This is a genomic window from Amphritea sp. HPY (assembly GCF_050870985.1).
In the GTDB taxonomy this organism is placed as follows: Bacteria; Pseudomonadota; Gammaproteobacteria; order Pseudomonadales; family Balneatricaceae; genus Amphritea.
Genome location: NZ_CP194015.1, coordinates 1,816,334 through 1,829,202 on the forward strand (window position 1 = coordinate 1,816,334; position 12,869 = coordinate 1,829,202).

The 12,869-nt window shown below is 49.4% G+C and carries 16 protein-coding genes; all 16 read right to left on the reverse strand.

Annotation, left to right across the window (positions count from 1 at the left end; genetic code table 11):
- Positions 1 to 39: 39 nt before the first annotated feature.
- Positions 40 to 723, reverse strand: a complete 684-nt coding sequence (gene queC, locus ACQUQM_RS08180; RefSeq protein WP_432473992.1) for a 7-cyano-7-deazaguanine synthase QueC — start codon at positions 721 to 723, stop codon at positions 40 to 42.
- A 142-nt stretch (positions 724 to 865) separates the two neighbouring features.
- Entirely contained in the window at positions 866 to 1,648 is a 783-nt protein-coding gene (gene ybgF / locus ACQUQM_RS08185) for a tol-pal system protein YbgF (RefSeq protein ID WP_432473993.1), read from the reverse strand.
- Positions 1,649 to 1,671: 23 nt separating this feature from the next.
- Positions 1,672 to 2,169, reverse strand: coding sequence for a peptidoglycan-associated lipoprotein Pal (pal, locus tag ACQUQM_RS08190; RefSeq protein ID WP_432473994.1), 498 nt, complete (start codon positions 2,167 to 2,169; stop codon positions 1,672 to 1,674).
- Between the two features lie 177 nt (positions 2,170 to 2,346).
- Positions 2,347 to 3,639 (reverse strand): Tol-Pal system beta propeller repeat protein TolB, encoded by a 1,293-nt coding sequence (tolB, locus tag ACQUQM_RS08195; protein ID WP_432474811.1) that lies wholly within the window; start codon positions 3,637 to 3,639, stop codon positions 2,347 to 2,349.
- Between the two features lie 2 nt (positions 3,640 to 3,641).
- Positions 3,642 to 4,559: a cell envelope integrity protein TolA gene (gene tolA / locus ACQUQM_RS08200; RefSeq protein WP_432473995.1), complete on the reverse strand. Its 918-nt coding sequence runs from the start codon at positions 4,557 to 4,559 to the stop codon at positions 3,642 to 3,644.
- Between the two features lie 6 nt (positions 4,560 to 4,565).
- On the reverse strand, positions 4,566 to 4,982 hold the full coding sequence (gene tolR, locus ACQUQM_RS08205; protein WP_432473996.1) for a protein TolR: 417 nt from the start codon (positions 4,980 to 4,982) through the stop codon (positions 4,566 to 4,568).
- Positions 4,983 to 4,993: 11 nt separating this feature from the next.
- The gene (tolQ, locus tag ACQUQM_RS08210; protein WP_432473997.1) at positions 4,994 to 5,674 is read right to left on the reverse strand and encodes a protein TolQ; all 681 of its coding nucleotides are present in this window, start codon (positions 5,672 to 5,674) and stop codon (positions 4,994 to 4,996) included.
- A gap of 51 nt (positions 5,675 to 5,725) precedes the next feature.
- A complete protein-coding gene (gene ybgC, locus ACQUQM_RS08215; protein ID WP_432473998.1) occupies positions 5,726 to 6,133 on the reverse strand; it encodes a tol-pal system-associated acyl-CoA thioesterase in 408 nt (135 codons plus the stop codon).
- A gap of 117 nt (positions 6,134 to 6,250) precedes the next feature.
- Complete coding sequence (locus ACQUQM_RS08220) at positions 6,251 to 6,652, reverse strand: TraR/DksA family transcriptional regulator (protein WP_432473999.1); 402 nt, start codon at positions 6,650 to 6,652, stop codon at positions 6,251 to 6,253.
- A gap of 105 nt (positions 6,653 to 6,757) precedes the next feature.
- Positions 6,758 to 7,780 carry a Holliday junction branch migration DNA helicase RuvB gene (ruvB, locus tag ACQUQM_RS08225; protein ID WP_432474000.1) on the reverse strand — a complete coding sequence of 341 codons (1,023 nt, stop codon included), beginning with the start codon at positions 7,778 to 7,780 and terminating at the stop codon, positions 6,758 to 6,760.
- 79 nt (positions 7,781 to 7,859) lie between these two features.
- Positions 7,860 to 8,489, reverse strand: a complete 630-nt coding sequence (ruvA, locus tag ACQUQM_RS08230) for a Holliday junction branch migration protein RuvA (RefSeq protein WP_432474001.1) — start codon at positions 8,487 to 8,489, stop codon at positions 7,860 to 7,862.
- A 298-nt stretch (positions 8,490 to 8,787) separates the two neighbouring features.
- On the reverse strand, positions 8,788 to 9,459 hold the full coding sequence (locus tag ACQUQM_RS08235) for a trimeric intracellular cation channel family protein (protein ID WP_432474002.1): 672 nt from the start codon (positions 9,457 to 9,459) through the stop codon (positions 8,788 to 8,790).
- 88 nt (positions 9,460 to 9,547) lie between these two features.
- Positions 9,548 to 10,063, reverse strand: a complete 516-nt coding sequence (gene ruvC / locus ACQUQM_RS08240; RefSeq protein ID WP_432474003.1) for a crossover junction endodeoxyribonuclease RuvC — start codon at positions 10,061 to 10,063, stop codon at positions 9,548 to 9,550.
- Positions 10,064 to 10,187: 124 nt separating this feature from the next.
- On the reverse strand, positions 10,188 to 11,951 hold the full coding sequence (gene aspS, locus ACQUQM_RS08245) for an aspartate--tRNA ligase (protein ID WP_432474004.1): 1,764 nt from the start codon (positions 11,949 to 11,951) through the stop codon (positions 10,188 to 10,190).
- 60 nt (positions 11,952 to 12,011) lie between these two features.
- Positions 12,012 to 12,245: an FmdB family zinc ribbon protein gene (locus ACQUQM_RS08250; RefSeq protein ID WP_432474005.1), complete on the reverse strand. Its 234-nt coding sequence runs from the start codon at positions 12,243 to 12,245 to the stop codon at positions 12,012 to 12,014.
- A 153-nt stretch (positions 12,246 to 12,398) separates the two neighbouring features.
- Entirely contained in the window at positions 12,399 to 12,845 is a 447-nt protein-coding gene (locus ACQUQM_RS08255) for an HIT domain-containing protein (protein WP_432474006.1), read from the reverse strand.
- Positions 12,846 to 12,869: the final 24 nt, after the last annotated feature.

Genomic DNA, 12,869 nt, shown 5'->3' on the forward strand with positions numbered 1-12,869 from the left:
TACGTCACAGCGATGAAAAATCAAGCCTGAAATACGACTTTATTCGACATACCTTGTCGGATCTTCAAGTCCGGCATCGGCAAAGCCCTTAGCCCGCAACCGACAGCTGTCACAGACCCGGCATGCACGCCCGTCAGCATCAGACTGATAGCATGAAACCGTCATACTATAATCAACCCCTAACGCGGTACCGGCCTGAATAATCTCTGCTTTCGTCAAATCAATCAGTGGGGTTTCGATTTTCAACAGCTCACCATTAACACCTGTCGCTGTTGCCAGGTTAGCCATCTTTTCAAATGCTGCAATATATTCAGGGCGACAATCCGGATAACCGGAATAATCTACCGCGTTAACGCCGATGAAGATGTGCTGAGCTCGCAACACTTCAGCCCAGGCCAGAGCAAGCGACATGAAGACAGTATTACGTGCAGGCACATATGTGACCGGAATTCCCTCTTCCTCTTCTTCAGGCATATCGATATTGCTATCAGTTAGTGCTGAGCCACCAAAATCTTCCAGATGCAGGCGCACGATTTTATGCTCCTTAACCCCCATCTGGCTGGCAATTTTTTTAGCAGCATTCAATTCCGTCTGTGATAGCTGTCCATAATCAAAACTGAGTACGTAGCAGTTGAAGCCTTGCGCCTGCGCCATCGCCAACGCTGTCACCGAATCAAGACCGCCGGACAGCAATATCACAGCATTGTTAGTTGAGTTAGTCATTACAGATATGCCTTACCAAGAAGCTAATAATAGAAACTATAAATAGAAACTATAAATATGAGACTTAAAAATATGGAACCAAAAATAAAGAGCCATAAAGAATTATGGCTGCACTTTCTAGAAATCTGACCGAAAAGTCAAATTATCGCTTAAGATAATCCTGCGCTAAACCCGCAGCAGATGAATCAGGGTAACTGCTCTGCGTCTGAAGGAACATCTTCTTAGCGTTATCGGTATCGCCCATCTGATGATAGATAACACCTAACTTATATGTTGCATCAGGCGCTTTACGGTGTTCAGAATACTCTGTAATAACCTTCTGGAAGGCTACTTTAGCAGGCTCAAGATTCTGTTCCGCCAGATTGACTTCACCGATCCAGTAATAGGCATTAGGTACTCTGGCACTGTCTGGATAGAACTGAATAAAGTCTGAGAACGCCTGCAGGGCTTTCGCAAAAGATTTCTGTCGTACCAGCGCAAAAGCGGCCTGATAGGCCTGTGCATCGGTCGGAGTACTATCCGCCGCAGGTAAAGGCGCCAGTGGTGCTGAAGCTCCACTAATTGTTGCAGCGTCTGAACCACCCAACTGAGCAGTACCGGAATTGAGCGACGGCGTTTGACCACCCTGACTGATTCGTCGATCGAGATCACGATAACGATCGCGTTGATCCTGCTCCATACGCCGGATCTGGTATTGCTGTTGCTCTACCATTCCGCGCAGGGAACGTACCTCATCCTGTAACTGCTGCAGCAACATAAGCAACTCACCATTATCACCGGACGTTCCGGCGTAGTAAGGCTGCTGCACAGAGGCACTACCTGAGTCAGATTGAAGTTCTATAACGGGAACCTGATCTGCAGCCGCCACACCAGCGCTAAACAGCGCCAGCGTAACGACTACAGCAGGAAGATATGCTTTAGGCATAACCACTAATAACCTTGAGGCGATTAGTATTTCAGTTCAACGCGGCGATTCTGCGCCCATGAACTATCACTATGACCCATCACTGCTGGCTTCTCTTCACCAAAGCTTACCAACTCAATCTGGCTACTGGAAACACCATTAACGGTCAGTACACGGGCAATCGCTTTTGCACGACGCTCACCCAGAGCCATGTTGTATTCACGGGTGCCGCGCTCATCTGCGTGACCTTCCAGAACAACATTAGCTGACGGATTAGCGACCAGGTACTTCGCGTGACCACGCAGAGCCTGAACCGATTCTATTTTCACCTGAGACTTATCGAAGTCAAAGTAAAATACGGTTGCCAGGTTCTTAACATCAGACATGCTGGTACCGGACATAGATGAACCGCCAGCACCCTGAGTTGTAGCAGTAGTATCACCCGCGCTACCAGAATCGGAAGTATTTGTTGTACTACAACCTGCAGCAAAAGCCACAGACAGAGCGAGAGCAGCAGCCTTGCCAAAATTCATAGCTCGCATCGATTACTCCTAAATTATTATCTCTTGCCAAGAAAAATGTTCTAAATCCTGCCTAAAGTAAATCTTGCCAAGCATTAATGCAATAGCTACAGCGCAACTTGGCTAAGTTTTCTAAGTGTTTGATTCAACTTGTCAGTTTTCAGGATCACTATTTTGTTAAGTATTGTCTTTTAACACTTACAGATAAGGCGACCAGGCTGGTTCCCGCACATCTCCAACCGACGAAGGCAGACGGAATTTCACCCGACCATCGAGGGACACTGCTCCCAACACGCCACGAATCCCCTCCTGGGTGGCGTAAAGAATGACACTACCATTCGGCGCAATCGTCGGCGACTCATCCATAAAGGTTTCGGTCAACAGCTCGAGACGACCGGTACGCAGGTCCTGTACCGCAATATGGAACGAACCATTTGACTGGTGCACCATCGCCAGGAAGCGCCCGTCATGGGTGAGTCGGCCGCGGGCATTGTAACTGCCTTCAAAAGTCAGACGGGTGATCTCACGCTTGGGCAGGTAGATCGAATAGATCTGCGGCGCGCCACCCCGATCTGAGGTAAAGATCAGCGACTGACCGTCCGGTGACCAGGATGGCTCAGTATCAATACCAAAGTGATGGGTGATCCGACTCAGGCGACGCTGATTAAGATCCAACACATAGACTTCAGGATTACCGTCTTTCGACAACACTAACGCCAGCTTACTACCATCAGGCGACCAGGCAGGTGCACCATTCAGCCCCCGGAAGGACTGCACCTTTTCACGCTGCCCGGTTTCCAGATACTGGATATAGATCGCAGGGCGGCCCGTTTCAAATGACACATAGGCCAGTTTTTTGCCGTCCCGGGACCAGGCCGGTGACATAATAGGCTCTTTAGATTCAAGTATTGTCCGGGCATTGTGACCATCGGCATCGGCCAGCTGTAGCCTGTAACGGTAACTCCCCTGACGTATCTGCTGTGCAGTGACATAGACAATACGGGTTGAAAAAGCACCACGAACCCCGGTCAGCTGTTCAAACACCTTATCGCTGATATAGTGCGAAACCGCCCGCAGGTTGGTGAAATTGGCATTGATAACTTCGCCCAACATACGCTCTTCCTTCAGCACGTCGTAAAGTTCGAATGCAACTTCCAGGTTATTGCCTTCTTTCTGATTAATCCGGCCTATGACAATGTAGTCACTGCCACTGATTCGCCAGTCGCGAAAATACAATGAACTTCGGTCAGCCGGAAAACTCAGCATGTTTTCTCTGGCCATCAATGAAAACATACCACTGCGATAAAGATCATCGGATATGACCTGTGCCACATCGTCTGGCAGAGCCTTTACTCCCTGCCAGGCGAACGGCACCACCGCAACCGGAGTTGGCTCATTCACTCCCTGAGTAATCTCTATGGTTAACTCAGCCCTGACTGCAGCACTCAACAGCAGCGCCAGCACCAATACTGCACCACGCATCATAATCATGTTCACCGGCGAAGATCCTCTGGTCTGAATTTTAGATTTATTTTTCGGAAGTAGCGGTCAAACAGAACCGGCTCCATACGCTGTAGCTCAGGAAACCGCTCAGCTCGTTTAACCGCACGAATGGCATCCTGATCAAACCGATCATCACCACTACTCTGACTAATATAAACGTTATCGACCGCCCCGGTAGGCAGCAGATGCACTGTAACCAACACCACCATACCGTTGCGGGCAGAAGGTGAACGGCGCCAATTGCGAGTTACCTGATCGATTATATAGTCTTTATAACTGGCAACGCTCTGCTCATCGTTTAACGCCTGCTGATAACGTTCTTCTTCGGCCATCGCTGCGGCAAGCTCTTCATCGCGACGTTGCTGCTCTGCCTGCTCACGCTCAGCTCGGTCTTGTGCATCTTTCTGACGCTTTTCTTCAGCAGCGATACGGGCCTGCTCTTTTTTCAGCGCATCAGCCTTTTTCTTAGCATCGGCTTGCTTCTTAGCTTGAGCAAGCTTTTTCGCTTCGGCCTTTTTCCGGGCATCAGCTTGCTTCTTAGCTTCAGCTTTTTTACGGGCATCAACCTGTTTCTTCTGCTCAGCTTTTTTCCGGGCATCAGCCTGTTTTTTAGCAGCGGCTTTTTTCCGGGCATCCGCTTGCTTCTTAGCTGCCGCCTTTTTCTTAGCCTCAGCCTGCTTACGAGCATCGTCCTGACGTTTTTTCTCACGCGCCTGCTGTTCACTGTGCTTCTTCTGCTCAGCTTTGACTTGCGAACTGATATCAACGATCTGCGCTTTTATATGCCGCGGTGTTAGCTGCCTTTCGTCCTCAGCATAACCAAACCAGTTGTATAGCAGCACACTCAGAAGCACCGAGTGCAGCAAGAATGCCAGAAATGCTGGAAACAGATAACTACGGTAAGTCACAATAGCTTATTCCGTTACCAGGCCGACACTGCCCGCCCCTGCCTGTTGCAGCAATGTCATTAACTGCACCACTTTTTCGTAATCGACGCCCTTATCACCCCTGACCAACAGTAACTTCTTTGGGTTAGTGGCAAGAACCTTACTAATACGTTCATACACCACGCCTTCACTTACTGGTGCGGCCGGATCGCCACCCACATCGATATAAAACAACCCTTCTTTATCGACTGTGACTATGACCGGCTCGCTATCCTGAGTATCGACAGGATCAGCCCCAGCCTGCGGCAACTCAACATCGACACCCTGGGTCAGCATTGGCGCTGTAATCATAAATATGACCAGCAATACCATCATGACGTCTATATAGGGAACGACGTTAATTTCAGCATTCAGCTTACGCTTCTTTTTAGCTCTGCGGATCATCGTGCCACCTGCTAATTAGACGCATGAACACGGCGATGCAAGACACCAGAGAACTCATCAGCAAAGGTCTCATAACTATTCATCAGCGCTTCTGTTTTAGCCGAGAAACGGTTGTAAGCGATAACCGCAGGAATTGCAGCAAACAGACCGATAGCCGTTGCGATAAGCGCTTCTGAGATACCCGGTGCAACCGATGCCAGGGTCGCCTGGTGCACATTCGCCAACCCGCGGAAGGAGTTCATTATCCCCCATACCGTACCAAATAAACCAACATAGGGACTGGTAGAACCGACGGTTGCCAAAAACGGCAGATGCATTTCCAGCTTCTCTTCTTCCCGCGCCAACGCAACACGCATACTGCGCTGAGCACCATCCATTACCGCATCCGGATCGACCCCTGATTGCTGATTAAGACGGGTAAATTCCTTAATACCGGCACGAAATACATTTTCGGCACCCGCATCAGTATCGGGTTCCTGATTCACTTCCCGGAACAGCTGACTCAGATCCATACCGGACCAAAAGCGATCTTCAAACAGCCGCAGTTTAATCTGCGCCTGGCGCAATATAAAATGGCGTTGAAATATCATGACCCAGGAGATAAATGATGCTAATAACAGAACCAGCATCACCAGCTGAACAACAAAACTGGCATTAACCACCAGACTCCAGATCGACATTTTATCCGGCACGTATACAACCCCTTTAATCAATAACACTATAAGATTCAGATAGTAGCGGTATCAGACCGTAAAATCTTTAATTTTTTCAATCAGATCAGACGTCAATCTGACAGGCTTCATAGTTTGCGCAGAGACACTGACCACAACGACCTCAGCCGTGCACAACAGAGTATTATCCGAAGCCCTGAGCGCCCGCTGCGAAAAACAGATCCGGGCACCGGAAATGCGTTGGATTTCAACTTCCACAATAAGTTCATCATCGAGCTTGGCAGATTGCAGATAACGGCATTGCACGTCATGCACAACAAACAGCACCCCTTGTTGCTGCAAACCGAATTGCTCAATACCGACGGCACGTAACAGCTCAGTTCTGGCTCGTTCAAAAAATTTAAGATAGTTGACGTAGTAAACAATACCGCCCATATCGGTATCTTCTACATACACCCGGAAAGGAAACTCAAAAGACATGACCAAGACACTATTGCAGAATTTTGGCACTACATTAGCAGCCAAAACCGGGGAAACAACCCCGGCAACAAAAAATAAATCAATAAATCAGACTGCCAGTCGAATGACCAGCATGACTCAGAAAGCAGCCGCCCTGCCTGTATTTCTGACATACTCTTGCTTTGACTGGCAACTCATACAGAGCGTAGCAACCGGGTTTGCAGTAAGACGATTCAACTCAATCTCGTCAGCACACTGTTCGCACGCACCGTACTCGCCACTTGCAATACGCGATAAAGCGTGTTCGCATTCGCGGATTTCATCGCCAAGCTGTGAAATGTGTGTAATGTTGGCTATGTTTGCAGCAGCTGATACTGCAGCTTCAGCCCGATCTCTGAATTCGGAGCCATCGACCAAAGTCAACTCTGCCCGCTGCGCGGCTTGCTCAGCCGCCAGATCCTGACGCAGCTGTTCAAGTTGCTGCTGAATATCCTTTTTCAGATGCAACACTTGTGTGATTGAAAGACAACGGGTCTTCATTATGCTTCCCTCTATTGAGCTAAACCCAGCGTTATTCGATTGATAAACAGAATGTAACCAGATAATAGCCCAGCCGCGTTGACTCAAATCACGTCAGCTTAAGAGTTAGCCTTTGTTTTGATCCCGATCAGGTAAATCAAGTCCAAAATGGCGATATGCATTATCTGTGACTATCCGACCACGGGGCGTACGCATCATAAAGCCCTGCTGGATAAGATAAGGCTCCAGCACATCTTCGATAGTATCCCGCTCTTCACTGATAGCTGCTGCCAGGTTATCAACGCCAACTGGCCCGCCACCAAACTTTTCAATCATCGTCAGTAACAAACGACGGTCCATATGATCAAAGCCGTGCTCATCGACGTTCAGCATGTTCAACGCCAGATCGGCCATCTTCTTAGTGATATCACCATCGCCCTTCACTTCGGCGTAGTCACGGGAACGACGCAGCAGGCGATTCGCTATACGAGGAGTCCCTCGTGAACGCCGCGCCACTTCAACCGCCCCCTCATGATGAATCTCGCTGCCGGAAAGTTTGGCAGATCGCTCAACGATTGAGGTCAGATCATCGATATTATAAAATTCGAGACGCTGTACTATGCCAAACCGATCACGTAGCGGAGACGACAGGAGACCCGCCCGGGTAGTTGCCCCGACGAGCGTAAAAGGCGGTAACTCAAGCTTTATTGAACGCGCGGCCGGACCTTCACCAATCATGATATCCAGCTGGTAATCTTCCATCGCCGGATAGAGCACCTCTTCCACCGAAGCGCTGAGACGATGAATTTCATCGATAAACAACACATCGCCGGGTTCAAGATTGGTCAGTAGTGCCGCAAGGTCGCCGGCTTTTTCTAATACCGGCCCGGAGGTAGTTTTAATATCACTCTCCATCTCATTGGCAATGATATTAGCAAGCGTCGTTTTACCTAGCCCTGGCGGCCCGAAAATAAGGGTATGATCAAGCGCCTCACTACGATTTTTAGCGGCACCGATGAAGATCTCCATCTGCTCACATACAACCGGCTGACCCACATAATCCTGTAGCGTCTTAGGCCGAATTGCACGATCCTGCACCTCTTCCTGTGGCGTACTGACCGGTGCCACAAAGCGATCCGCTTCTATCATTGCTAACCCTTTTCCGTATTAAGCTGTAATAATTTCTGAGTAACCGCACACGACTATAAGACCATATGCCAAGGCCGACTTAACCCTGCACCATACTCTTCAATGACGCCCTGATCAGCTCCTCACTGGTACTGCCAACACCGAGAGCCTTCTCAGCCTGGGCCACTGCTTTGGTCGCCTGAACAGGCTTATAACCCAATGCAACCAATGCACTTTCTGCCTCGCCCCGGTGATCAGTCAATGTCACCTGAGGCGCACTACCCAGATCATCGGTCAGGGTAAACTCATCGGCATCGGCAAACTGGAAGTCCTGCAGTTTGTCTTTCATTTCGATTATCAGGCGTTCGGCGGTTTTCTTACCGACACCCGGCAAGCGTACCAGAGCCGCAGTATCCTGATGCTGCACCGATTGCACAAACTCATTAACGCTGATGCCCGATAAGATTGTCAGGGCCAGCTTGGGCCCCACACCATTAACCTTGATCAGCGTGCGAAACAACGAACGCTCAGATCGCTCATAGAAACCGTATAGCAGCTGGGCATCTTCCCGCACCACCATATGGGTATGCAAAGTTACCGTACCACCCACGTTCGGCAGCCGGTAAAAGGTATTCATTGAAGCGTCAATCTCATAGCCAACGCCATGTACATCCAATACCAGCTGGGGCGGATGCTTCTCCAGCAGCTCACCTTTAAGTCGTCCTATCACGGCTATTTATTCTCCACATTAACTACATTACAGAGCTCAAGCTTATGCCCTTTAATGACAAATTCCGGATATCAGAAAAAGCTGAAATACACTGATGTGAATGACAGCACCTGCACTATCCACAACAGCATCAACTAAGTCGTCCTGTCACGATTCCTTATTATCCACATTAACTACATTACAGAGCACAAGCTTATGCCCTTTAATGACCAATTCCGGATATCAGAAAAAGCTGAAATACACTGATGTGAATGACAGCACCTGCACTATCCACAACAGCATCAACTAAGTCGTCCTGTCACGATTCCTTATTATCGACACTCACTACGTCACGGGGCTCAAGCTTATGCCCTTTAATGACAAATTCCGGCAATTCAAGTCCTGCATACATTGATGCCAATCGTATCGCCAGGGCAACTGCAATCGATAGCAGCATTAATAGCTCTTCCGGTATTAGACCACTGAACAGTACATAGACAATCGCCCCCACCATGGCGCAGGTGGCATACAATTCACCATTACGCTGCAGGATCAGCGGAATCTGACGGGTCAGAATATCCCGGATCATGCCACCGGCACAGCCGGTAATCATCGCCATCATTACCGCAATTACCGGCGGCATACCCAGGGCAGTAGCTTTTTGCGCACCCAACACTGCAAAAAGTGACATTCCCAGTGCATCAAGCAATAACAGAAGCCGCCGAGGATAGGCAAGATAACGACACAGGATAAAGGCCGCTATAGCAGAGATAATGGCGGTCCAGAGATAAGTGGTATTGGCAACCCAGATAACCGGATGAACGTCCAGGGTAATATCCCTGATAGTTCCGCCACCCAGCGCCGTCACTATCCCCAACACAACCACACCAAGGATATCCAGCTTTTTACCCTGCGCAGCCAGTGCTCCGGTGATCGCAAAGACAGCGACCCCAGCCACATCAAAGATATGTATTAAATCTGCAACGCCCATTAAGCTAATCTCCAAACAGCATCAGCCACAATATCGGTAAACTGCGCACCGGCATTACAAAGCAGGTAGTACAAATCTGTAGCCGCTATCAACGCAACCTCCGGCCACGACTACCCTTAGCACCGGCCATCATCACAAGACTGGTCCGGGTATGAGAGTGACACAGTGCGATAGCCAGCGCATCAGCGGCATCTTCCTGGGGCAGCCCAGGCAGCTTAAGAATGGATTTAACCATATGCTGCACCTGAGACTTATCCGCGCCACCATTACCTACCACGGCCTGCTTAACCTTACGTGCCGCGTACTCAGCCACAGGCAGTTCCTGATTGACGCCGGCAACAATTGCCACCCCCCGTGCCTGACCAAGTTTCAGTGCTGAATCAGCATTGCGCGCCATAAACACTTGCTCAATCGCCATCTCTTGCGGGCAGTAATGCTCAATAATCTCTGTTACGCCGGCATACACCTGTTTCAGCCGTTCAGGGAGATCATCACCTTTGATTCGAATACAGCCACTGGCAACATATTCATTCTTACTGCCCACACTGTTAATGATACCGTAGCCGGTAATCCGTGAGCCTGGATCAATCCCTAATATCAGCATGCTGCAGGCTGTCGCCTCCGCCCAGAAAAACACTGTTTATTTATACAGACAACCATACCTGAGTAAGCGCCATAAAAAAAGCCGTGCTAGGCACGGCTTTTCAATTACTGTGAATAAAACTTAATTAAGGCGTTTTACGCAGCTTAATGTTCAATTCACGTAGCTGCGCAGCACTTACCTCACCCGGCGCCTCAGTCATCATGCACGAAGCACTCTGAGTCTTAGGGAATGCGATAACTTCACGAATAGAGTCAGTACCGGTCATCAGCATGATAAGACGATCCAGACCGAATGCCAGACCACCGTGCGGTGGCGCACCGAATTTCAATGCGTTCAACAGGAAGCCAAACTTCTCTTCCGCTTCTTCATCACTGATACCCAGCACTTCAAACACGGTCTTCTGCATATCCTGATCGTGGATACGGACAGAACCGCCACCCAGCTCACAACCATTCAGAACCATGTCGTAGGCACGAGACAGAGCACCCAGCGGGTTTGCTTTCAGTTCTTCCGCGGAACAGCTTGGCGCTGTAAACGGATGGTGCAGCGCGGTCAGGCCACCCTTATCGGTTTCTTCAAACATCGGGAAGTCGACAACCCACATCGGCGCCCACTCACGTTCAGCCATATTCAGATCTTCACCACACTTGATACGCAGGGCACCCAGTGCTTCGCTAACAATCTTCTCCTGGTCAGCGCCAAAGAACACGATATCGCCGTTCTTAGCTTCCAGACGCTCCATGATAGCCATAGCAACGTCTGCGCCCAGGAACTTAACGATTGGAGACTGCAGACCTTCTACACCCTTCTCAAGTTCGTTAACTTTGATCCAGGCCAGGCCTTTAGCGCCGTAGATACCAACAAATTTAGTGTATTCATCGATAATCTTACGGGTCAGCTTAGCACCACCCGGAACCTTCAGAGCAGCAACCCGGCCTTTAGGATCTTTAGCAGGACCGGCAAACACCTTGAACTCGATCTCAGCCATCAGATCAGCTACATCGACCAACTCCATCGGGAAGCGCAGGTCGGGCTTATCGGAACCGTAACGCTGCATCGCCTCGGAGTATGGCATGCGCGGGAAATCACCCAGATCGACATTCAGCATATCCAGGAACAGCTTGCGGATCATAGTTTCGGTCATACCCATGATCTCTTCCTCATCCATAAATGAGGTCTCAATATCGATCTGGGTAAATTCAGGCTGACGATCGGCACGCAAATCTTCGTCACGGAAGCACTTAGCGATCTGGTAGTAACGGTCAAAACCGGAGACCATCAGCAACTGTTTGAACAGCTGCGGCGACTGCGGCAAGGCAAAAAATGAACCTTCATGGGTACGGCTAGGTACCAGATAGTCACGGGCACCTTCCGGCGTCGCACGGTTCAGGATCGGTGTTTCGATATCCAGGAAACCGTTATCGTCCATGTAGTTACGGATGGCATTAGTCACTTTAGAGCGGAAACGCATCTTTTCCTGCATTTCAGGACGACGCAGATCGATGTAGCGGTGACGCAAACGAACGTCTTCGCCCACCTGCTGATGCTCGTCCAGCTGGAACGGAGGCGTTTCAGACTTGTTCAGGATTACCAGTTCTTTACCCAGAACTTCAATTTCACCTGTCGGCATATCTGCATTTACAGTGCCTTCAGGACGCGCCCGGGCAGTACCATGTACTTCAATAACAAACTCGTTACGTACGCTGTCTGCCAGCGCAAAGCTTGCTTCACGGTCAGGGTCGAATACTACCTGAGTAACACCTTCGCGGTCGCGCACATCAAGAAAGATTACACCGCCATGGTCGCGGCGACGGTGCACCCAACCTTTCAGGACAACATCTTCACCAATATGAGTTTTGTTTAGATCGCCGCAATAATGGCTGCGCATAATTACCAGTTCCTGTTCTTTTACAATACAGAGCTTTACAGCCCGCTATGAATCAAAAAATTATTTACCCGAGCCGCCGTCCTGACTATTTCCAGCGAGGTTCTTTTTCGACCCGGTTTTAAAATCTGTTTCGTACCAACCACTACCGGACAATCTGAAGCCCGGCGCAGAGACTTTCTTAGCCACATCATCGGAATCACAGGTAACGCAATTCGGAGCAGGCGCATCAATTTTAAGCACCAACTTTTCAAACACATTGCCGCAAGACTGACATTCAAAATCGAAGATAGGCATCGCGGTAGCATTTCCTTTGAGCAGATCGGCCAGCCATCTGATCAGACCGACCACTAACGCCGCACGAACAGAGCGACGCCATTAGAAAAGCGCGAATTATACCTGAATTAATAGCCACTAACAGTGTTGAAACTAAGGTATTTTCAGCCCTGGTTATTTCTCAGCAACAAAATCAACTTCATCGGTCATCATCAGCTCAAGCTTATGGTGAATGTCATGAATCTGTTCCGCACTGTACGGTTTAGCAGGGAACGCCCCCCAGACCGGAGCAGGCCATGCAGGATCGGACTCATAGCGCACCACATGATGTATATGCAGTTGATGCACCATATTGCCCAGCGCTGCAATATTCATCTTTCTACCATCGAAAATATCATGCAGATTTTCAGCCAGAAAGGATGATTCATGCAGTAACTGCTGCTGTTCTTCGCTGGAAAGGTGATAGATCTCGGTCGCTTCAGCCCTGCGCGGCACCAGAATAAACCAGGGATAGTTTGCATCATTCATCAATAACAGGCGACACAGCGGGAAATCACCTAAAGTGATACAGTCATTAGCCAGGCGGGAATCAAGTTCGAATTCCAGTTCCAGTTCGTCCATTATGCTTCTCCTGTCAGACAGATA